This is a genomic window from Microbispora cellulosiformans (genome assembly GCF_008728085.1).
GTDB lineage: Bacteria > Actinomycetota > Actinomycetes > Streptosporangiales > Streptosporangiaceae > Microbispora > Microbispora amethystogenes.
This window is the reverse complement of sequence record NZ_VYTZ01000008.1, coordinates 393,235-414,741: the sequence shown is the minus strand read 5'-3', so window position 1 is coordinate 414,741 and position 21,507 is coordinate 393,235. Positions and strand designations below refer to the sequence as shown.

The following is a 21,507-nucleotide window of genomic DNA, read 5'->3' as shown; positions in this document are numbered from 1 at the left end:
ACTGCGAGAACGGGTGTCCTCCCCGGTGGGAGGACGCCCGTTCCATGCCGTTCTGTACTCAGCGCCCGCTGTAGCCCCTGTCCTCGGCGCTCTGGAGGTTCTGGTTGATGGAGCAGCTGCGGGCCCCGCTTCCGCAGTTGCCGTTGATCGTGTTGGTGTAGACGCTGACGCTCGACACCTGCTGGACGCCGGAGTAGTCGACGGCGCTGTTGCCCGCCGGGGCGTTCACGTTGTGCCGTCCCGTGCTCAGCTGGTAGGGCGGGCTGTCCATCGTGGGGGCGCCGGCCGAGTTGACTCCGCCCGTCTGCTGACCACCACCGCCGTACCCCCTGCTGTAGCCGCCGCCGTGCGCTCCACCGTGCCCTTTTCCGTGCCTCATGCCGTGCTTCTTGGGATGCCCCTTGATGTGGCCGGGTTCCTCGGCATGTGGCACGCCGTCCGGATGAGCGGCCGGATGAGCGGCCGGATGAGCCGCGGCGGCCGCGCCGGCCGGGCGGCCCGCACCGGTCGGATGGGCCGAGCCGGACGAATGGCCGTCGTGACCAGGGCCGGGGCCGGGACCGGGATCGGCCGGGGCCACGAGAGCCGTTCGCGAGACCGGCTCCACGAGCTCGGGGACCAGGTGGCCGGAGCCGGTGACACCGGACATCGCGACACCGGACACTGCGACGAAGAGCACGGCGAGGGCGAGGGACCGGGCGTACTCCGCCACCGCCCGGAGCCTCCCTTTCCCTGCCCTCCCTCTGTCTGCCCTCCCTTTGCCTGCTCTGGCGTCGCCCATCCGGTCCACCCCCGCTCCGGCCGCTCCTGGGTACAAGCAGCGCATCCCGCTCATACCCTTCGCTCCCCGCCTGTTTCCCTCTCCGCGTAGCCAAGCGGCGGTCAGGATGTGGCGGGTCAGGATGCGGCGACCGCGGCGAGCACGTCGAGCCGGGCGGCGCGGCGGGCCGGCAGCAGCCCCGCCAGCAGCCCCGCCAAGGCGGCCACGGCCACAACGAGCAGAAGCTGACCGGCCGGCAGCATGAGCGTGGCCTCGCTGGTGCGGCCCAGCGCGGCGACCGTACCGGCCGCGAAGGCGACACCCAGGGCGACACCGGCGACGATCGCCAGCGCCGCGACGAGGACCGCCTCACCGCGGATCATCCAGCGGAGCTGGGCGCCGGTCATGCCGACCGCCCGCAGCAGCCCGATCTCCCGGGTCCGCTCGATGATCGACAGGGCGAGCGTGTTCGTGATGCCCATCAGCGCGATGAGGACGGTGAGCATCAGCAGCACGGTCACCAGCCCCAGAACCTGATCGATCATGAGAGTCCGCCCGGCCACCGCCGCCGCCTGGTCGCGCACCTGCGCGGTCGGCGAGTCCGCGAGGGCGCCCTCGATCGCCTTCCTGGCCTCGGCGTCGCTCACTCCGTCGGCCACCTTGACGAAGACGCTCGCGTCGACGTGCTCCTTGTAGTTCCGCTGGTAGGTGTCGAGCGAGACGATGTAACTGGTGGACAGGGCCTGGGCGTCGCGGTCCCGCAGCAGCCCGACGACCCGGAGACGCTGCGTCCCCGTACGGGAGAACGTCATCGCGATGCTGTCGCCGACCGTGAGGTTCCGCTCCTTGGCGACGTTCGCGGCCAGGACGATCCCGCCGCCCGCCGTGTTGTCCGAAAGGGCGTCCAGCCGTCCGGCGACCATGTGCAGCGAGGTGACGCGGGGCAGCGTGACCGGGTCGACCGCCGTCAGCGCCTCGGTCGTCTGCCCGTCCTTCCAGTGCCCGTAACGGATCCGCGAGGCCACCGCGACCTGCGGCAACTCACTCACGTGGTGGTAGGCGTGCTCGGGCAGGCCGCCGAGCATCTCGTTGCGCGCGCTCTCCACCACGTAGTCGGCGGAGACCGCCTCGGTGTACGACCGCGCGGCCGACTCCCTGATCGAGGCGCCCAGCACGGTGGTGAAGCTGATCAGCGCGAGACCGAACGCGAGGGCCAGGGCGGTCGCGGAGGTGCGCCGGGGCGCCCGCGCGGCCGACTCGCGCGCCAGCCGTCCGGGGACGCCGGTCACGGCGAGCGGCCGTCCGAGCAGCCGGACCATGCCCGGGGTGACCGCCGGCCCGAGCAGGGCCAGCCCCACGACGGCGCACACCGCCGCCCCGCCGAGCACGACGACCGAGCCCGGCCCGGCCAGGACGATCGCCGGCCCCGCCAGGCCGAGTGTGGTGAGGACCGCGCCGGCCACGGTGCGGATCGTGGTGCGGCCCCAGCCGGACCGCCCGGCGACGCCCTCGGCCGCCGTACGCCGCATGGCCTCGACCGGGGCCACCCGGGCGGCGCGGCGGGCCGGCCCCAGGGCCGACAGGACGGTGACGCCGACGCCGACCACGAGCGAGACGACCAGGGTCCGCGCGGTGACGTCGAGCCCGCCGCCCGGCAGCGTCATCCCGAACGCTCCGGCGAGGCGGCGCAGCCCGCTCGCCACGGCGATGCCGAGGCCGGTGCCCGCGACGGAGGCGAGCACGCCCACGAACAACGCCTCGCCCAGCACCGAGCGCATGACCTGGGCGCCGGTCGCCCCGGCCGCGCGCAGCACGGCGAGCTCCCGGGTGCGCTGGGTGACGACGATCGAGAAGGTGTTGGCGATGAGGAACGCGCCGACGAGCAGGGCCGCCGCCGCGAGGGCCAGCAGCATCACCTGCAGGTAGGAGACCTGGTTCTGCGCCGCGGCGGCGCTGCTCGCCGCGATGTCGCGGCTGGAGGAGACCTCGTACCGCGAGCCGAGCGCGGCGCTCACGGCGCCGCGCACCCGCTGGACGTCGGCGCCGTCGGCGGCGACGACGGCGACCTCGGAGACGTCCGTGCCGAGGGCGAGCAGCCGCTGCGCGGCCGGCCGTGCCACCAGCGCCACCGTGCTGTTCGGCAGCCCGTCGGCCTGCGCGAACCCGGCCAGTCCCACGACGCGCAGCCGGGCCGTCCGCTCGGCCCGCACGGTGACCTCGGCACCGATGCCGATGCGGTGCTGCCGGGCGGTCGCGGCGTCGACCACGACCTCTCCGTCGGCGGCCGGCGCACGCCCGGACCGCAGGGTGAACGGCCCGACGGGAGCGGGCTCCCAGGAGGCGAGCAGCGACGGCCCCGAGGGCACGATGGCCTTCCCCCCGGCTTCGAGCAGCCCCTGACCGCGTACGACGGGGGTGGCGGCGGCCACGCCGGGCACGGCCCTGATCCTCTCGACGATCTCGGCCGGCAGCGGGTCGCGTTCCACCTCCACGCCCATCGCCGAGTCGAACGCGACGGCCTCCCGGATCGTCAGGTCGACTCCCGCGGTGGCCGTACGGAACTGCTCGTCGAGCAGCCGCTGGGAGGTGTCGGTCAGCACCAGGCTGCCGGTGACGAAGGTGACGCCGAGCAGGACGGCGAGGAGGGTCAGCGCGAGCCTGCCCCGGCGTGCGAGGGTGTTGCGGATGATCAGACGCCACATGGCGATCACTTCTCCTTCACTTCTCCTTGTTCACTTCTCCGTGCCGGACCGCGCGGAGGAGCCGAGGCCGGCCATGCGCGAGAGGATCTCGGGGACGGTGGGGTCGGGCAGCTCGCCGACGACGCGGCCGTCGGCGAGGAAGACCACCCGGTCGGCGTACGCCGCGGCGGTCGCGTCGTGGGTGACCATGACGATGGTCTGGCCCAGCTCGTGGGCGGCGTGGCGAAGGAAGCCGAGCAGCGCCTCGCCCGCCCGCGAGTCGAGGTTGCCGGTCGGCTCGTCGGCGAACACGATCCGCGGCCGCGCGGCCAGCGCCCGCGCCACGGCGACCCGCTGCTGCTGCCCGCCGGACAGCTCGGCCGGGCGATGCAGCAGCCGGTCCGCCAGCCCGAGCATCTCGACCAGCTCGTCGATCCAGGCCTGGTCGGCGCGCCGCCCGGCGAGGGTCAGCGGCAGTTCGATGTTCTCGGCGGCGGTCAGCGTGGGCACCAGGTTGAAACTTTGGAACACGAAGCCGACATGCTCGCGGCGCAGCAGCGTGCGCTGCCGCTCGCTCAGCCCGGCCAGGTCGGTGTCCCCGATCAGCACCTGGCCCTCGTCCACGGTGTCGAGGCCCGCCAGGGCGTGCATCAGGGTCGACTTGCCCGACCCGGACGGCCCCATCACGGCGGTGAACCGCCCGGCGGGGATCGACAGGGTGGCGCCGTCGAGGGCGCGGACGGCGGTGTCGCCGCGGCCGTAGATCTTCACGACGTCCCGGGCCAGCGCGGCGACCGCGGTACGCGGGGATCTGTCGGTGAGAGTCTCGGTGAGAGTCTCGGTGAGGGTCATGGAAAGCTCCTGGGGTCTCAGGGTTCGCGGGGTCGGAGTGCGCGGGTCAGAGGAGGGTGAGCCAGCGGCGCCGGGCCCGGCGCGTGCCGGCGGGGACGGGCCTGGTGGCGGGGAAGGTTCTCCGGTGCTGTTCCGCCTCCTGCAGCAGCTCGTGGTGCCGCAGGTGGATCAGCTCGGGAAGGACGGGAAGAAGGGGGTTCACGGTGACCTCCGGTTCGGGCTGTTGTGCCGGGCTGTGTCCGGCTTCGGGGTGACAGCACGACAGTCCCGGTCCGGGCTGTCCGCGGGCTGGCCATGCGCTGGCCCGCGCCGGCCCGCGCCGGCCCTGCCGGACAGGCCGGAACGGAAAGGGCCGGACAGCGGGCGGACAGCGGACCGCCAGAGAAGGACGGCACGCTTTCCGGCATGGCAGACGAAAGCCGTCAGGGGGCGGCGGAGACGACGAGCATTCGGGTGCCGGCCCTGCTGTGCCGGACGTGTGTTCGCCTGCTCAGCAGGCACGTACGGGACGTTCCCGGCATCGCCTCGTTCGAGATCGACGCCGCCGGAGGGCTTCTGCGCGTACGCGGGTCAGTGGACTCCGGAGAGCTCCTGGCGACGCTCGCCTCGGCGGGGTTCGCGGGCGACCGGTGCCGTCACCTCCCGCCGGACGCGGGTTGACCGGAGTTAGCGCCGCTCAGGTCGTGAGCGCGGCGGCCGTAGACCGGGCGCGGGCGGCCTCGTCCGGCAGGCCCGCCGTCTCGGCGCAGGCGGCCAGGAACGACCACAGCCGGGCCCTGGCCCAGGGGAACTCGCCGTCCTTCAGCAGCGCCAGCGCGTCCCGGCACTCGCGGACGGCGGCCCCGGCGTCGCCGCGGGCGTACGCCATGCGAGCGCGGCCCCACGCCGCCCACGCCTGGCAGCGGGGGTTGTACGCCCGGCGCGCCACGTCCTGAGCCTGGGCGAGCAGCGCCGCGACGTCGTCGCCCTCGTCCAGGTCGAGCCGGGTGTGGGCGGTGTGCACGAGGGCGAAGGCCAGCCCGTGGAGAGACCCCTGGCCCCGCACCCAGTCGACCGACTCGCCGAGGACCGTCAGGGCCTCCTCCCGCCGCCCGGACTCACGCAGCGCGATGCCGAGATGCGCCAGGATCGCGCTGCCCATGATGCGGTCGCCGGCCGAATGGGACAGCTCGAGACAGAACCTCCACTCCCTGACCGCGGCCTCGAAGTCGCCCAGGCGCAGGGTCAGCAGCGAGTCGAGATACTGGGTCATGAACCGCCACCAGCCGTCGTCGGAGTCGCCGAGGTCGCGGCGGCTCTGCGCGACCATCGCGCGGCAGCGCTCGGGGTCCCCGCCGTACTGGCCGGCCCAGGCCACCACGAGCCGGGAGATCGCGGCGTTGGGCACGTCGCCGATCTCCTCGAAGACGGCGAGGCTCTTCTCCGCGGCGGCCACCGAGTGGGGCGTCGGATAGTAGACGTGGAGGAGGCCGATGCCCTGCAGCGCGCGGGCCCGTGCGCCGGTGGAGCCGCCGCCGGTCTCCAGCAGCGCGGTCAGCGCCCGCGTGCCCTCGTGACGCAGCCCGTAGTTCCAGAACCACAGGAGCGCGCAGGCCAGGCGGAACCCGCTCTCGGCGTCGCCGCTGTCGACGGCGTGGTCGACGGCGGCGCGGAAGTTGTCGTGCTCGTCGCTCAGGCGCGCGAAGACCGCGATGTCCCTGACCCGCCTGCCGTGCTCCTCGGCGTAGCGGGCGAAACAGGCGAGATGACGGTCGCGGCAGGTCCCGGTCTCACCGGCCTCCTCGAGACGGGCCCACGCGTAGTCGCGTACGGTGACGAGCAGCCGGAACCGCCCGGTGGCCGGCTCGGGCACCACGAGAGACCGGTCGACCAGCCGGAACAGCAGGTCGAGCACCTCGCCCCGGACGATGCCGTCGAAGGCGCACACCTCCTCGGCGGCGGCCGGCGTCCAGCCGCCCCGGAACACCGCGAGGCGGCGCAGCAGCCGCCGCTCGGCCTCCGGCAGCAGGTCGTGACTCCAGTCGAGCGTGGCGCGCAGCGTGCGGTGCCGGGCCTCGCCCGTACGCGGTCCCGCCGTCAGCAGGGAGAACCTGTCGGCCAGGCGGGCTTCGATGTCGGCCGGAGACAGCGCCTTCACCCGGGCGGCGGCCAGTTCGATGGCGAGCGGCATGCCGTCGAGGCGACGGCAGATGGACGCGACGACGGGCGCCGTCTCGGCGTCGAGGGTGAACGAGGGCCGTACGGCGCGGGCCCGCTCCACGAAGAGCCGCACCGCCGGCCCGGCGTTCTCCGGTTCGTCGGTGATCGGACCGGAGGGGACGGCGAGCGGACCCACCGCGACCTGGACCTCACCGGGGATCGCCAGCGCCTCCCGGCTGGTGGCCAGCACGCGCAGCCCGGGGCAGGCCGCGGCCAGCCGCTCCACGAGGGCGGCCACCTCGTCCACCACGTGCTCGCAGTTGTCGACCACCAGGAGCGGACGGCCGTCCCGCAGGTGCTCCTCCAGAGCGTCGGCCGGCGCCGCGCCCTGCGGTGCGACGCCCAGTTCGGCGGCGAATGCGCCGGCGACGTCCGTCCCGGGCTCCAGCGCCGCGAGGCGGACCAGCACCACCCGGTCGGCGAGCGTCTCGTCCACGTGGCGGGCGATCTCGTACGCGAGGGTCGTCTTGCCCATCCCGCCCGGGCCGGTCAGCGTCACGACCCGTGCCTCCGCCAGGCGTTCCAGCGTCGTCGCGATGTCGTCCTGACGGCCGATCACCGACGTCAACCGTCGTGTCAGTCGCTGCGGCAGCCGCTGGGTGAGCTGCGCGGGCGGTGGGCCGGCCGGTGAAGTGGCCGGGGGGACGGATGGCGGCATGGATGGCGGAGCGGCGGCGGACGGCACCTGCTGGCGGAGGATGGCCTCGGCGAGCGCCTGGAGCTCCGGCGACGGATCGATCCCGAGTTCGTCGGCGAGCCCCCGCCGCAGCGCCTGGTAGGCGGCCAGCGCCTCCGCCTGCCGCCCGCCGCGATAGAGCGCGAGCATCAGCAGGCGGTGCAGCCGTTCCCGCAGCGGGTGCCGCGCGACCAGGCGTTCGATGTCGGCGACGGCCTCGTTGTGGCCGCCGGACTCCAGCAGGAGCTCGTAACGGTCCTCGACCGCGCCCAGCCGCAGCTCCTCCAGCCGGGCGCTCTCGGTCGTCGCCCACGCGGTGGCGCCCACGTCGGCCAGCGCGGGCCCCCGCCACAGCCGCAGCGCCTCGTCCAGGCGGCCCAGGGCCGCGGTGACGTTCCCGGCGGCCGTCTCCTCACGGGCCGAGACGAGCAGCCGCTCGAACACGTGGACGTCGACGGACTCCGGCGGCACCGCCAGCCGGTATCCGGGCGCCTGCGTGACCAGGACGTCCCCGCCCAGGCCGGCGGCTGCGAGAGCGCGGCGCAGCTTCGACACCCGGATCTGCAGCGCGTTCGCCGCGTCCGCCGGCAGGTCCTCGCCCCACAACGCGTCGGTCAGGCTGTCCACCGGCACCACCCGGCCGCAGGACAGCGCCAGCCGGGCGAGCAGGGCCCGTACGGACGGCGGCAGCGCCGCTGTACTTGACTTGGGACCCGCCGCTGAACCCGCCGCGAGACTTGCCGTGGGACCTGCGCCGCCCACCCGCACCTCGGTCGGCCCGAGGACCGCGAACGTCACAGCCGTGTCCCGCATGTCACTCCTCTTGCCTCCCCGGACGGCGGAGATTGCCCAATATTACGGGGCGATGAGTGATTTGCCGGGTTGACCGGCCGACGTGGTCAGGCGGCCGGCCAGGGCGGCCGCGTCGCGGCCGATCCAGCCGAGGACGGACGAGCCGCGGGCGCTCTGCCAGGGCAGCCCGAGGAAGTGCAGCCCGGGCCATTCGGTGACGCCCTCCTGGTGCATCGGGGCGCCGCGCTCGTCCAGCACCGGCACGTGCAGCCAGGGATAGTGCGGGCGGAATCCGGTCGCCCACACGACCGCGCCCGGACGGAGGCGCCTCCCGCCCGCGAGGAGCACCTCCGGCCCTTCGGCCCCCACGACGCGCTCCATCCGTTCCACCCGGCGCATCAGCCGCTTCACGTCCGTACCGATGATCATGTCCGGCCGGCCTCTGAGGCGCCGCCCGAGCCGGCTGCCGGCGCGGACGTCCATGAACCCGAGCCGGGAGAACCACCAGAACAGGTCCCGGCCGAGCATCCGCTGGGGCAACGCCAGGCCCAGCGACGGCGCGGACAGCCGGACCCGCCGCCCGCTGCCGGCCAGTTCCTCGGCGATCTGCACGCCCGTATTGCCCGCCCCGACGACCAGGACCTCCCCCATGGGAAGCTGCTCCGGGCGGCGATAGGCGCTGCTGTGCAGCTGGACCACCTCCGGAGCGAGGCCGGAGGCGAAGGCGGGCGTCCGGGGCGTGTGGAACGCGCCCGCCGCGACCACCACCCGGGCCGCCGTGCAGGACCCGGCCGTGGTCTCGACCCGGAACCCGTCCCCGTGTCCTTCCCCGTGCCTTTCCCGGTGTCTTTCCCCGTACGGCCGTACGGCGGTGACCTGGTGTTCCAGACGGACCGGGAGGTCGAAGCGCCGCACGTACTCCTCCAGGTAGGCGGCGACCTCGTCCTTGCCGGGATGGCCGTCCGGGTCGCCCGGGAAGGGGAGACCCGGCAGCGCGTCGTACCGGCGCGGGGTGAACAGAGTGAGCGAGTCCCATCGGTGCCGCCAGGCGTCACCCACCCGCTTGTTCGCGTCGAGGATGGCGAACCGCAGGCCGGCCCGGCGCAGGTGGTAGCCCAGCGCCAGCCCGGCCTGCCCGCCGCCGACGATCAGCGTGTCGTACTCCGGGCGGGGGCTCATCGTGCCACCTCGCAATCCGCCACCTCGTACCCGGCCTCGGCGATGGCCTCGCGAACGGCGGCCGGGTCGGCGGCGCCCGTCACCAGCACGGTCTTGGCGGTGAAGTCGACGGCCACCGAGCCGACGCCCGGCACCTCGCCGACGGACTCCGCGATCGCCTTCACGCAGTGACCGCAACTGATGGTGGGGACGGACAACACAAGCTGGTTCATCGTTCACTCCTTCGGGTTCCGCGCCGCCGAGTGCGACCCGGACGTTTCGCACCCTCCCGTACGCCGCTGTCCGTCTCCTGTCCCCCGCTGCTGTCCTCCACTGTCCCCCGGTGCCGCCCGCGGACAGCGGCGGGAAAGCGCCGCGCGGGAGCGTACGAGTCGTTCACCCGAACTCACTCAGACTCACCCGAACTTCACTCGGACTCACTAATGGGAGGTGGGGAGCGATGACGACCGCGACGAGCGTCACGGTCTCCCGCGCGCTGGAGATCGGCGGGATGACATGCGCGTCCTGCGTACGCAGGGTGGAAAAGGCCCTCACACGCGTCGACGGCGTGACGACGGCCGAGGTGAACCTCGCCACCGAGGTCGCCACGGTCGCCTTCGACCCGGCGCGCGTCACGGTCGAGATGCTCGCGGAGTCGGTGGGCCGGGCCGGATACACGGCCGCCCCCGTACGCGAGACCCCGGAGCCGGGCGGGCGTGAGCCGGAACCGGAGGACGAACAGGACGCGGACGGGGAGGTCACCCGGCTGAAGCGCACCTGGCAGGTCACCCTCGCCGCCGGGCTGTCGATGATGGTGCTGATGTACGTGCCGCTGCCCATCGACGCGATGGACTGGCTGATGCCGCTGCTGCTGGTCGTCGCGACGATCGTGCAGTTCTGGGCGGGCCGCCCCTTCTACCGCGCCGCCTGGGCGGCGGGCCGGCACGGCGCGGTCAACATGCACACGCTCGTCGCCATGGGCACGACCGTGGCGTACGGCTACAGCGCGTTCGTCACCCTCTGGCCGGCCGCGGCGGAGCGGGCCGGGCTACCCCTGCACGTGTACTTCGAGATCTCCGTCGTCGTCATCGCACTCGTCCTCATGGGCCGGTGGATGGAGGCGCGGGCCAAGAAGCGGACCACCTCCGCCATCAGGGAGCTGCTCGGGCTGCGGCCGAAGACGGCGCGCGTCCTGCGCGGAGACGCCGAGGTCGAGGTGCCGGTCGAGGAGGTCGCCGTCGGCGACCTGATCCGGGTGCGCCCCGGCGACAAGATCGCCGTCGACGGCGTGGTGACCGCCGGCTCCACCACCGTGGACGAGAGCATGATCACCGGCGAGAGCATGCCCGTGCGCAGGGGCGAGGGCGACCCGCTGATCGGGTCCACCGTCAACCGCACCGGCTCGGTGGTGATGCGGGCCACCGCCGTGGGGCAGGATACGACGCTGGCACAGATCGTCCGGCTGGTGGAGGAGGCGCAGGGGTCCAAGGCGCCCCTGCAGCGGCTCGCCGACACCGTGTCCGGCTGGTTCGTGCCGGCCGTGATCGGCGTCGCCGTGCTCACCTTCGGCGTCTGGGCGCTCTTCGGCCCCGACCAGGGACGGCTCGCGTTCGGCATCGGCACCGCCATCGCCGTGCTCATCATCGCCTGCCCGTGCGCGCTCGGCCTGGCCACCCCCACCGCGATCATGGTGGGCACCGGCAAGGCCGCCGAGCTGGGCATCCTGATCTCCGGCGGCGACGCGCTCGAACAGGCCCGCCGCCTCACCACCGTCGTACTCGACAAGACCGGCACGCTCACCCGGGGCCGTCCGGGCGTGACCCACCTGGCCCCCGCGCTCGGATTCGACGCCGACGAGCTTCTGGCGTACGTCGCCGCGGCGGAGACCGGGTCCGAGCATCCCCTTGGCGAGGCGATCGTCTCCCGGGCCCGGGAGGCCGGGCTCAGCCTGCCGCAGGTGGAGCGTTTCGAGGCCGTGCCCGGCCACGGCGTGGAGGCCCGCGTGGGCGGCCGGAACGTGCTTGCGGGCAACATCGCGCTGATGCGGCGTCACGGCGTGCCGGCCGCCGAACCGGAGCCGGTCGCCGCCGAGACGGCTGCAGTGGTCGCCGCAGAGATCGCCGCGGAGGGCGCCACTCCCGTGCACGTCGCGCTCGACGGCCGCCTCGCCGGGGTGATCGGGGTGGCCGACACGATCCGGCCTGAGTCCCGTGAGGCCGTCGAACGGCTGCGCGCGCTCGGACTGGACGTGTGGATGCTGACCGGCGACAACCAGGTGACCGCCGACGTCGTCGCCCGGCAGGTCGGGATCGACCACGTCATCGCCGACGTACGGCCCGAGGACAAGGCCGCCCGCGTGGCCGCCCTGCGCGAGAGCGGCGCGGTCGTCGCGATGGTCGGCGACGGGATCAACGACGCCCCGGCGCTCGCGACGGCCGACCTCGGCATCGCCATCGGCACCGGCACCGACGTCGCCATCGCCGCCTCCGACATCACCCTCGTCGGCGGCGACCTGCGCGGGATCGTCTCGGCCATCGACTTGTCGCGCCGCACCGTGTCCACCATCAAGCAAGGGCTGACCTGGGCGTTCGCCTACAACGTGCTGCTGATCCCGGTCGCCGCCGGGGTGCTGTATCCCTTCAACGGGGTGCTCCTCGACCCCTCCCTCGCCGCCGCCGCGATGGCCATGAGCTCGGTCAGCGTGGTCACCAACGCCCTGCGCCTGCGCCGCTTCCGGCCCGGCATGTCCCGGTCGTGGGTTTCGCGGCTCGCCGACTGGAGCTACCTCCTGGGCATCGCCGCACTCGCCGTCGCCGTGGGTGCCGGCTTCACCGCCCTCAGCCGTACGGAGGCGGCGCAGCGCGGGATGAACGGCGTGCTCGCCTGGGTGCAGGACACCGGTATGCCGATGCGCCCGACCATGAGCGTGATGATGACGGCCGAGACCGAACCCGTTCCCGCGGAGGACGCCGGCGTCCGGATGGACGTCCAGGTCCCCCGTGACGTCGTGCCCGGCGTCCCCACCACCGTGCGCATCCGCGTCACGGACCCCGCCACCGGCCGCCCCGTCGACGACGTCGTACGCAGCCACGAGGCGTGGATCCACTTCGTCGTCACCCGGGCCGACCTGGGCACCTTCGCCCACGTCCACCCCGAGCCCACCGGCCGGGCCGGCGAGTTCTCCGTCCGGCTGACCTTCCCGACCGCCGGACGCTACCTCGTCAACGCCGAGTTCCGGCGTCAGGGCGAGATGACCGACGTCCTCAACCACCACGAGCTCACGATCGGCGACCCGGAGACCGCCCCGGCCGTACGGACCACCTCCCCGTCGCCGTCGCCGTCGCCGTCGCCTCGCGAGCAGGTCGTCGGCGGCCTGCGGGTCGCCCTGACCGGTGACGCCGAGGTAGGCGGCAGAAGCGACTTCACGTTCCGCTTCTCCGACGCCGTCACCGGCAGGCCCGTCTCCGGCCTGCGCCCCTACCTGGCCGCCGCCGGGCACATCGTGGTCATGCCGCTCGACGGCAGCGGCTTCGCCCACGAGCACGCCGAGGCCGAGGACGACCAGGGCCGCCCGGTCTTCGCCCTGCCGGGGCAGACCTTCGGGCCCGAGCTCGGCCTGCACGCCGAGTTCCCCCGCCCCGGCCTCTACCGCCTGTGGGGACAGTTCCGCGACGCGACCGGCCAAGTGCTCACCACCACCTTCACGGTCGAGGCCACGGTCGAGGCCCACTGAATCGACCGGCACAGACTCCAGCGCAGATCCCAGGAGAGAGCCCGAGGCAGGGCCGGGGCGACGACAGTTCGCCGTCCCGGCCCTGCCGCATGTCCCCTGCCGTATGAGCCCCTGCCGCATCTCCCCGCACGCCACGCTGAGCCGGCAGGGCGTCGCCGGGGTCTTCACCCCACGTTCGGCATCTGCGCGGTGTCCGCTCCTCACGCCCCGCCCCTACACCCGCAGCCGGGTGCTGTTGGGATTGCGGTAGGTGAAGGCCCAGCGGTCATCGGCGATCTTTCGGCGGGTGTAGCGGGTGGGGTGGCGGTAGCGGTCACGGTTGTGGAACTGACACGCCGGCCCCAGCAGCTTCAGATCAGTCAGCCCGCCGCTGCACCAGTCGTCGGCGTGATCGATCTGGCACATCGTCGCGGGCAACGGGCAGCCGTCCACCCAGCAGGTGGCGTACCGGGTGAAGATCGCCCGGCGCTGTGCGGGGGTGGCCAGGCGGACCTTGCGGCCCATGTCCAGGACCTGCCCGGCGGCGTCCATGACGATCCTCACCAAAGTGCTGGTGCGGGCCAGCCGGTGCACGCTGGAGACGGGCAGCAACTGCCCGGTCGCCAGGATCAGCCCCGGCAACCCCCGCAACCACACCCCCGGCGGACTGTTCACCCCCACCCCCGACCGAGCACCAGCGCTGCCGCCCCACGACGAACCACCGTCTTCAGCACCCGGCGAAGCATCGACTCCCACCCCCGCCCAGGCCTCACCTCCGAGCCGGGCGCCACCTCCCGGCCAAGCGCTGCCACCCGCCCATCGCGGGGTTTCGGCTCCCGCCTCCCGTGGGCTGCAGCATCCCCCATCTGGCGGGCCGTCGCCCTCTCCATCCAGCGGGGCGGTGCGCTCCGCTCGTGGCCAAGCATCGGTATCCGCTTGTGGCGGAACGTCGGCTCCCGCACCCGGCCAGGCGCTGCCGCCGTGCTCGGCAACCGGCGGAGCGTCCGGGTCCGTGCCCCACGGGGCATCGGTTCCCGCACCAGTCGTCCCGCCCTGCGTCTCAGCCGACGCGGAGGCATGTGGGTAGTCCCCCTCCTCACTGTCACGAGTAGGACAGCCGCCGCCAGAGCGGTCCCGGCCAGGGCGGCCGGGAGCACGGCGCTCCCCCGGGCGGTCCCCGCCGGGGCGGCCGTGGGCACGGCGGTCCCCGGGACAGTCCTCGCTGTCGGTGCTCGTGGAGTCGATGTCTGGCGGGTCGGCGGGGAGGGATTCGGCGTTGACGAGCACCAGAAGCTCGGTGGCGATCCTGTTCTCCAGGAACGCGATCAGCGCGTCCGCGTTCCGCACGCTCAGGGTGCGGTCATCGCCCTCAGCTTTCGGCTTGGCGTAGACGTCGAGCCAGTGCTGCAGCCGCGCGGCGGCCTCCACCGGCAGGTAGAACTCCCCCTCCACAGCGCCGTTCCTGCGCCGGCGTACCCGGAAGAACCGGCGGTCGAAGTCGGCCTGCTCATCCTTCTCATGCCCATCGGGGTCCAGCACCGCCCGCAGATATCTCCCCGCCTTGGCCACCTCCGCCGCACCCGCCGATCTCGCCAGCTCCAGCAAGATCCCCTCAGCCGTCTTCGCCTGGTCGTCGGTCAACCCGGAAGTGGCCGTGCAGATCGCCTCCACAATGCCCTCGGGCAAGCTGCCCTCCGCGAACAGGCGGCGCACCTCGTGCAGGCGGACCAGCTCCATGCCCATCGTCAGCAACCGGCCGGCTCCCGCAGGCGTCATCCCCCCAGCGGAACGCAGCCACAGCTTGGTGGAGGCATGCCCATGGCTCTTCGCCTCCCCAGCCCGGTGGACACGGCCGACCCGGGCGGCCAACGCCGAAGTGATGCGGTCGCGGGCCGACAGCAACTCCTCGGCCTCGGCCAGACACACCTCAGGTGCCTCGGGCACTGGAACGAGCGCCACCGCCCGCGCCGCCTCAGCAACCGCCGCCACCGCCACCCACGACGACCCTGTGCCGAAAGCACCACCACAAGCACCGCTGAATGCATCTCCGGTGTGATGGGCGGCGGCGGGAGAACCGGCTCCGGGGTCGGGAACATCGGCATCGCCAAGAGCCCCATCAGAGGAAGGGTCGCTTGTGATTCCGTCGCTGATGGGGTCATCAACGGCAGCGGTACCGGCACGAGACGTGAATGCCCGAACGAAAGTGAGATGCGCCGGGGTGCCGAATCGAATCGCGTCCTCTCGTGCGTCGGGATCGACGATCGGCACGTATTCACGGGCAAGCGCACCCTCAGGAGACCAAAGGGGCGAGCGGGAGATAAGCCGTTCCCACCAGCCGCCATCGCCGTCATCGTTCGAACGATGAGGGTGTGCAGGGTAAGAGTTGAACAGATCCATCACACCTCCCCATCAATTCGAAAGCCTGTATTAATTCTCCCATGGCAACACGCCGTGAACACCCTCGCGCCGGGAATAGTTGGGGCTACAGCGCGAATTTCCTATTCGCCACTTATGTGAAATTCACCCCCTCACCCCTTATGTACAAATGGGGAAGAGACTGCGAACTCAGGCTCAGGGGACGGTGGCCAGGAGATCGGCCAGGGCGTGGACCGCTCTGGAGATGCCGACGGCGGCGAGGCCGGCACCCACGAGGTTGAGGCAGATGGACAGCACACAGCCCTGGCCCCCGCGCAGCGGGCGGGGAATCGGGTTCTGCGGCTCCAGGCCGTACCACAGGGACCGCGGCTCCAGCAGGAGGAACAGGATCGCGCCCACCCCACCCACCCAGAAGAGCCAGAACCAGGCCCATCTGTTGCCCCAGCGCGGCTGACCCGCGCCGAGCATGGTGAGGAGAGTGACGAGCCACGCTGCGCCGACGATCCAGGGCGCGCCGGGGAACGGCACCTGGAAGGCCCATGGTGAGCGCGAGTTGTTCTGGTCGCCGGCCCAGCGCCAGACGACTGACACGCGCTGGTCGCCGGTCTCGGTTTCGCGCGCGAGATCACGGCGGACGCGGGCCGCGTCCGTGCCCCGATCGACCTCGTACCACAGCAGAGGGCCGACCGACCACCGTAACCGCAGCGGACCGCCGTTGATAACGATCACGGAGGTGACCTGATCCGCACGCAACGCCGCCTCGAACTCGGCGGCCGTGCTCTCGCGCGGGAAAGTGCTCAGAACGGTCAGAAAAGCGCCCCAGAGCAGGATGACAAGCAGTACGACGCGTATCCACAGGCCCGCGATCCGGAAGGGAACCCGCATGACCGGCGCTCTTTCCTACGGATGCACGTCCCTCCGATCGTCGAGACCCGTACGGACGTCACTACCGGACTACAGCGGCCGTTTCACCCACTGTGGGACGCGGCCCGACGCGGAGGGTGGCGACGGCGCCACGGCGACGTGCCGTCGAATGTCCGCCCATGCGCTGTTCACAGACACCGGCTCGCGAACGCGACGTGCCACCACCGGCGCGTACCCCTGACAGTCCGAAACGACAGTCGCGAAATCCGCCCATGCCGACCCATGCCGACCCATGCCGAAAGCGTACGTGTTCATCGCCCGGAGCGCGTACGCCCGTTCGGAGCAGATATGAAACGAAGACAAAGCAGATATGACTCGCTACAGCCGATCCTGGCGGGGCATCACGACCTCGCGGGCGATAAGAAGCAGTGCGGCCGCCAGGGGGATTCCGAGCAGCGCGCCGACGATGCCGAGCAACGCGCCGCCGAGCAGCGCCCCGACGATGGTCGCCACGGGCGGTACGTCGACCGACGACTTGAACACCTTCGGGGAGATCCAGTAGTTCTCCACCTGCTGGTAGATGATGAAGAACACGGTGCAGGCGACGCCCACCTGGACCGACACGAGGAAGCCCACCCCCGAGGCCACCACCGCGCCGATGACCGCGCCGGCCAGCGGGATCAGGTCGGTGACCGCGACGAAGATGGCCAGCGCCAGCGCGTACGGCACCTTCAACATGGACAGGAACAGGAACGTCACCACTCCGGCGATCAACGAGATGATCAGGTTCCCGGCGACGTAGCCGCCGATCTGGTTGATGATCTCGTCGCCGAGCAGCCGGACCCGCGTACGGCGCGAGCGCGGCACGAACCGGTAGGCCGTCTCCTTGATGGAGTTGAGGGACCCGAGGAAGTAGAGCGTCAGTATCAGCAGGGTGAACCCGCTGAACAGGGCGCTGATCAGGATGCTCGCCACCCCGAGGAGGCCGCCGAACATCTGGGTGGCCAGCTTGTCGCCGGTCACGTACTGCTGGAGTTTGGCCAGGACCTGGTAACGCTCGTCCACCGAGCGGATCAGCGGGTGGTTCTGCAGTTGCTGCACATACTCCGGCAGGTGACCGAAGAACCCGGTGGTCTGCTCGGTCAGCGGCGGCACGACCGCAAGGCCGAAGGCGACGAAGAACGCGATCACCGACCCGAACACGATCGTGATCGCGACGCGGCGGGACAGGTTCCGGCGCTGGAGGGCCTCGACCGCGGGATTGAGGCCGATGGCCAGGAACAACGAGACCACGATCAGCACGAGCGCCGAGCCCGCGCTGGCGATCGCCTGCACCAGCAGCCAGGCGGTGAGCACGCCGAGGGCGCCGGTCAGGCCGAACATGAACGGGTTGCTCCGCAGCGGGCGCCCGGGCATGCCGAACGGCCGGTCGAGGGGCGTCATCGCGACCCCGTCACCCGCCCGGTCGTCCGTACCCGTCTCCGGACCCGCGTCGGTAGCGACGCCTGCACGCGTGTCCCGGACCGTCTCGCCGCCGGTCCCGCCACCGGCGTCGGCATCGGTGTCGGCATCGGTGTCGGCATCTGTGCCAGCCACCGGCCGGTCGGGAGACGTCGGAGAGTCGGCCGGCTCCAGTGTCCCTTCACTCTGACCAGGGAGTGAGGGGAAGACGCTGGAGATGCCGCTGGAGATGTCACTGCCTGGGGAACGACCGGTGTCGGACACGCCTCCCCTACTGCCCAAACAATCTACGATTTATCGTGACAAATGCCGTGCAGCGCACCCTCATCCCGGCGCGCGTCAGGGACGGTCAAGGGGCGATCCGGGAGCGTCTGGGGTGCTGGGGCTCTCGGGGGCACTGCGGGTCTCGGGGGCACTGGGGGTCTCGGGGGCACTGGGGGCACGGCCCGGGGCACGCGCGGCGTTCGCCTCTCGCGCGTGGCGTGCGATGGCGCCGTTGATCTCCGCGCCGAACAGCACGACCAGCGAGGAGAGATACAGCCAGAGCATGAGCACGACCACCGCACCCAGGGCGCCGTACGTCTGGTCGAAGCGGCCGAAGCCGCCGACGAAGACCGACAGGCCCACCGAGACCAGCAGCAGGGCCGGTATGGCGAGTCCCAGGCCCCACCCGACCGACCGCCACCCGGGTTCGAGCCGGGCGCCGGGGACGTACCGGTAGAGCAGCGCCAGCCCCGCGCCGAAGAGCAGGACGAGCGTCACCCAGCGCCCGGCCGAAACGGCCGCGCGAGCCGCCGCGCCGAGCCCCAGGTGACCCAGCACCACCGGGAACGCGGCCACGAGCGCCAGCAGGACGGAGGTCCCCGCGATGGCGGCGACCGTGAGCAGCAGGGCCGTCAGCCGGGTACGGAGGAAGCCGCGGTCCCGCCGGCTGCCGTAGACCGCGTCGACGGCCCGGACGAGCGCCTGTACGGCACGGGACGACGCCCACAGCAGCGCGACCAGGCTGAGCGCCAGTGGCGCGCCGAAACCCCGGTGCCCGGCGCGCACCGCGTTGGTGAGCTGGGAGACGAGCAGCCGGGCGACGTCCGGGGGCAGCGGCCGGGTGAACGACGCCAGTTGCCCGGCCACCTGCCGGGGGTCGGCCACCAGTCCGTAGACCGCCACCACGACCATCAGCATCGGAAAGATCGACAGCGTTCCCCAGAACGCGATGCCGGCGGCCAGCAGGGACAGGCGCTCGCGGGACGCCTCCTCCCGAACCCGCCGGATGATCGCCGGCCACTGCCCGGTCGGCGGCCGCACCCGTCCCATGATCACGGCGCCCCGGCGAGATCCCGGCCGAACGGAGCGAACTCCGCCACAAGCCGCATCTAGTCGCTCTGCCGCTGCGGCTCGCTGATCTCCTTGACCACGGGCGTGAGCAGGTCGGCGGTGAGCTGGTGCATCTGGAGGAGCAGGTCGTCGATGGTCAGCATGCCGACCACCCCCGCCTCGTCCGCCACCGGCAGCCTGCGGAAGGAGTGACGACGGAAGGTGTCGAACGCCACCTCCACCTCGTCGCCGGGCCGCACCACGACGGGACGCTCCGACATCACCCGGCCGACGGGCGTGTCCCCGTCCCCGTCGCGGGCGAGCACGCGAAGGGTGAGGTCGCGGTCGGTCACGACGCCCGTGACGCCCTGTCCCTCCGAGACGACGACGCACCCGACGCCCGAATAGTCCATGTGCCGCGCGACGTCCCGCACCGGGGTGACCGGCGGGACGACCACCACGGGCGTGGACATCACATCTCTGATCTTCATGGCCGGCACTCCCCCCGCGCCCGCCCAGGGCCCTGTCTTCAGCTCACTCCTACCCGCCGTACGGAAGTCCCGTCCTATTTGTGACCTAGTGCTCTTTTTATTCCCAAAAATCCAGATAAGGGTGTATTTGGAGGTGATGACCATGATCACGCTGAGCGTCATCAAGGCCGACACCGGAGGCTTCGTCGGCCACTCCGCCGTGCATCCCCGGTTGGTCGCCGAGGCCAGGCGGGAGATCGAGCGGGCCAAGTCCTCCGGGCTGCTCGTCGACGGCGCCGTCGAAAGCTGCGGCGACGACATCTCGCTCATCATGACCCACACGTACGGCCCGGAGGCGGGGCTGATCCACTCCTTCGCCTGGGACACCTTCCAGGCGACCACCCACATCGCCAAGGATCTCGGCCTGTACGGCGCCGGGCAGGACCTGCTGTCGGACGCCTTCTCCGGCAACCTGCGCGGCATGGGCCCGGGCTACGCGGAGCTGGAGTTCGAGGAGCGGCCGTCCGAGCCCGTGTTGTGCTTCCTCGCGGACAAGACCGAGCCGGGGGCGTGGAACCTGCCGCTCTACAAGATGTTCGCCGATCCGTCCAACACCGCCGGCCTGGTGATCGACGAGAAGATGCACGCCGGGTTCGCGTTCGAGGTGTTCGACCTGTACGAGGACCGCCGCATCGTCTTCGACTGCCCGGCCGACCTGTACGACATGCTCATGTACATCGGCGCCCCGGCCCGCTACGTGGTCCACGGCGTACGGTCCAAGACGCTGGGCACGACCGCGGCGGCGACCAGCACCCAGCGGCTGTCGCTGATCGCGGGGAAGTACGTCGGCAAGGACGATCCGGTCATGATCGTACGCTGCCAGTCGGGCCTGCCGGCCGTCGGCGAGGCGCTGGAGCCGTTCGCGTTCGCGTACTCGGTGGCGGGGTGCATGCGCGGCTCGCACCACGCGCCGTTCATGCCGGTGCCCGTCGGGCAGGCGCACCCGTCCCGCTTCGACGGCCCACCCCGGGTGGTCGCGCTGGGCTTCCAGATCAAGGACGGCAGGCTGGTCGGCCCGCGCGACATGTTCGACGACCCGGCCTTCGACGGCGCGCGGCGGCAGGCGAACGAGGTGATGGACTACCTGCGCCGCCACGGCCCCTTCGAGCCGCACCGGCTGCCGCTGGAAGACCTGGAATACACCACGATGGCCTCTCTCACCAAGCGCCTGGCGCACCGCTGGACGCCGATCACGACGGAGGTCGCCACACCGGCAGGGTTGTGATGAGAGGGTCGTGATGAACATGAAGGCGGCGGTCGGCGACCGGCTGGTCGTCGAAAGCGTCCAGCGGGGCGGGACGGGCCGCGTGGGGATCGTGATGGCGCTCTACCACACCGACGGCTCGCCGCCCTACCTCGTGCGCTGGCTGGACGAGGAGCGGGAGACGCTGTGCTTCTACCCGGGCCCCGACGCCCGGATCGAGCACTTCCTGGAGTGGCGCCCGGAGAGCCCATAAGAGCACTGAGCCCGTGAAGCATCACGTCCGGTGCAGGCACTCCATGACGTCCTCGTCGCTCGTCTGGGTGAAGTCCTCGTACCACGCGCCGATGGCGTAGAAGTGGTCCGGGGTGTCCAGGCAGACGATCTCGTCGGCGTCCCCGCGCAGGCTCGCGATCGTCTCGGGCGCGCCCACCGGCACCGCCAGCACCACCCTGGACGCGCCGTGCGCGCGGGCGACCTGGCAGGCGGCGCGGGCCGTCCCGCCCGTCGCGATCCCGTCGTCCACCACGATCACCGTACGGCCGGCCAGGTCGACGGGCTCGCGGCCGCGCCGGAACCGGCCGGCCCGGCGCTCCAGTTCGGCCCGCTCCCGGCGTTCCACGGCCGCCATCTCGTCGTCGGTGAGCCGGGCGAGCCGTACGACGTCGGGGTTGACCACCCGCACGCCGCCCTCGCCGATGGCGCCGAACCCCAGCTCGGGCTGGTACGGCACACCCAGCTTGCGGACGAGGATCACGTCCAGGGGCGCGTCGAGGGCCCGGGCTACCTGGAGCGCCACGGGCACCCCGCCGCGGGGCAGCCCGACGACGACCACGTCACCCTGGATGTCACCGGAGTCACGGAGCTCACGCAGGCGCTCGCCGAGGAGGAGCCCGGCGTCACGACGATCCACGAACACGACATTCACCCC

Annotated in this window: 17 protein-coding genes; 4 read left to right on the top strand and 13 right to left on the bottom strand. The window is 72.1% G+C overall.

What is annotated here, in order from left to right; genetic code table 11:
* Positions 1-58: 58 nt before the first annotated feature.
* From F5972_RS24495 to F5972_RS37455, 4 genes are all read right to left on the bottom strand, one after another.
* A complete protein-coding gene (locus F5972_RS24495; RefSeq protein WP_150936221.1) occupies positions 59-712 on the bottom strand; it encodes a hypothetical protein in 654 nt (217 codons plus the stop codon).
* A 185-nt stretch (positions 713-897) separates the two neighbouring features.
* Positions 898-3,462, bottom strand: a complete 2,565-nt coding sequence (locus tag F5972_RS24490) for an ABC transporter permease (RefSeq protein ID WP_150936220.1) — start codon at positions 3,460-3,462, stop codon at positions 898-900.
* A gap of 30 nt (positions 3,463-3,492) precedes the next feature.
* On the bottom strand, positions 3,493-4,293 hold the full coding sequence (locus F5972_RS24485; RefSeq protein ID WP_150936218.1) for an ABC transporter ATP-binding protein: 801 nt from the start codon (positions 4,291-4,293) through the stop codon (positions 3,493-3,495).
* Between the two features lie 46 nt (positions 4,294-4,339).
* Positions 4,340-4,495, bottom strand: coding sequence for a hypothetical protein (locus tag F5972_RS37455; RefSeq protein WP_191910297.1), 156 nt, complete (start codon positions 4,493-4,495; stop codon positions 4,340-4,342).
* Positions 4,496-4,698: 203 nt separating this feature from the next.
* Here F5972_RS37455 and F5972_RS24480 point away from each other — a divergent pair, with 203 nt between their 5' ends.
* Positions 4,699-4,953, top strand: coding sequence for a heavy-metal-associated domain-containing protein (locus F5972_RS24480; RefSeq protein WP_191910296.1), 255 nt, complete (start codon positions 4,699-4,701; stop codon positions 4,951-4,953).
* Positions 4,954-4,969: 16 nt separating this feature from the next.
* Here F5972_RS24480 and F5972_RS24475 read toward each other — a convergent pair whose 3' ends face one another.
* From F5972_RS24475 to F5972_RS24465, 3 genes are read right to left on the bottom strand one after another with little or no spacing between them, the layout of a single operon-like run.
* Complete coding sequence (locus F5972_RS24475; RefSeq protein WP_150936214.1) at positions 4,970-7,981, bottom strand: AfsR/SARP family transcriptional regulator; 3,012 nt, start codon at positions 7,979-7,981, stop codon at positions 4,970-4,972.
* Between the two features lie 42 nt (positions 7,982-8,023).
* The gene (locus tag F5972_RS24470; RefSeq protein ID WP_150936212.1) at positions 8,024-9,139 is read right to left on the bottom strand and encodes a flavin-containing monooxygenase; all 1,116 of its coding nucleotides are present in this window, start codon (positions 9,137-9,139) and stop codon (positions 8,024-8,026) included.
* Positions 9,136-9,351: a heavy-metal-associated domain-containing protein gene (locus tag F5972_RS24465; protein ID WP_150936210.1), complete on the bottom strand. Its 216-nt coding sequence runs from the start codon at positions 9,349-9,351 to the stop codon at positions 9,136-9,138. Before F5972_RS24465 ends, F5972_RS24470 begins: the two co-directional genes overlap by 4 nt.
* Before the next feature lie 227 nt (positions 9,352-9,578).
* Between F5972_RS24465 and F5972_RS24460 the strand changes: the two genes are divergently transcribed.
* On the top strand, positions 9,579-12,851 hold the full coding sequence (locus F5972_RS24460; protein WP_150936208.1) for a heavy metal translocating P-type ATPase: 3,273 nt from the start codon (positions 9,579-9,581) through the stop codon (positions 12,849-12,851).
* A 213-nt stretch (positions 12,852-13,064) separates the two neighbouring features.
* Here the strand turns inward: F5972_RS24460 and F5972_RS24455 are convergent, their stop codons facing one another.
* The 5 genes from F5972_RS24455 to F5972_RS24435 all read right to left on the bottom strand — a co-directional run bounded on the left by F5972_RS24455 (position 13,065) and on the right by F5972_RS24435 (position 19,336).
* Complete coding sequence (locus F5972_RS24455) at positions 13,065-14,789, bottom strand: HNH endonuclease signature motif containing protein (protein ID WP_191910295.1); 1,725 nt, start codon at positions 14,787-14,789, stop codon at positions 13,065-13,067.
* A 612-nt stretch (positions 14,790-15,401) separates the two neighbouring features.
* Positions 15,402-16,091, bottom strand: coding sequence for a hypothetical protein (locus tag F5972_RS24450; RefSeq protein WP_150936204.1), 690 nt, complete (start codon positions 16,089-16,091; stop codon positions 15,402-15,404).
* 357 nt (positions 16,092-16,448) lie between these two features.
* Positions 16,449-17,666 carry an AI-2E family transporter gene (locus F5972_RS24445; RefSeq protein ID WP_225311810.1) on the bottom strand — a complete coding sequence of 406 codons (1,218 nt, stop codon included), beginning with the start codon at positions 17,664-17,666 and terminating at the stop codon, positions 16,449-16,451.
* A gap of 204 nt (positions 17,667-17,870) precedes the next feature.
* Positions 17,871-18,836, bottom strand: coding sequence for a YihY/virulence factor BrkB family protein (locus F5972_RS24440; RefSeq protein ID WP_191910294.1), 966 nt, complete (start codon positions 18,834-18,836; stop codon positions 17,871-17,873).
* A gap of 68 nt (positions 18,837-18,904) precedes the next feature.
* Positions 18,905-19,336, bottom strand: a complete 432-nt coding sequence (locus F5972_RS24435; RefSeq protein ID WP_150936200.1) for a CBS domain-containing protein — start codon at positions 19,334-19,336, stop codon at positions 18,905-18,907.
* A 142-nt stretch (positions 19,337-19,478) separates the two neighbouring features.
* On the opposite strand from F5972_RS24435, the gene fbp reads away from it, so the two are divergent.
* A complete protein-coding gene (gene fbp / locus F5972_RS24430; RefSeq protein WP_150936198.1) occupies positions 19,479-20,600 on the top strand; it encodes a fructose-1,6-bisphosphate aldolase/phosphatase in 1,122 nt (373 codons plus the stop codon).
* Between the two features lie 13 nt (positions 20,601-20,613).
* Positions 20,614-20,832, top strand: a complete 219-nt coding sequence (locus tag F5972_RS24425) for a DUF1918 domain-containing protein (protein WP_225311815.1) — start codon at positions 20,614-20,616, stop codon at positions 20,830-20,832.
* Positions 20,833-20,853: 21 nt separating this feature from the next.
* On the opposite strand, the gene F5972_RS24420 is transcribed toward F5972_RS24425, so the two are convergent.
* Positions 20,854-21,489 carry a phosphoribosyltransferase gene (locus F5972_RS24420; protein ID WP_225311809.1) on the bottom strand — a complete coding sequence of 212 codons (636 nt, stop codon included), beginning with the start codon at positions 21,487-21,489 and terminating at the stop codon, positions 20,854-20,856.
* Positions 21,490-21,507 lie beyond the last annotated feature (18 nt).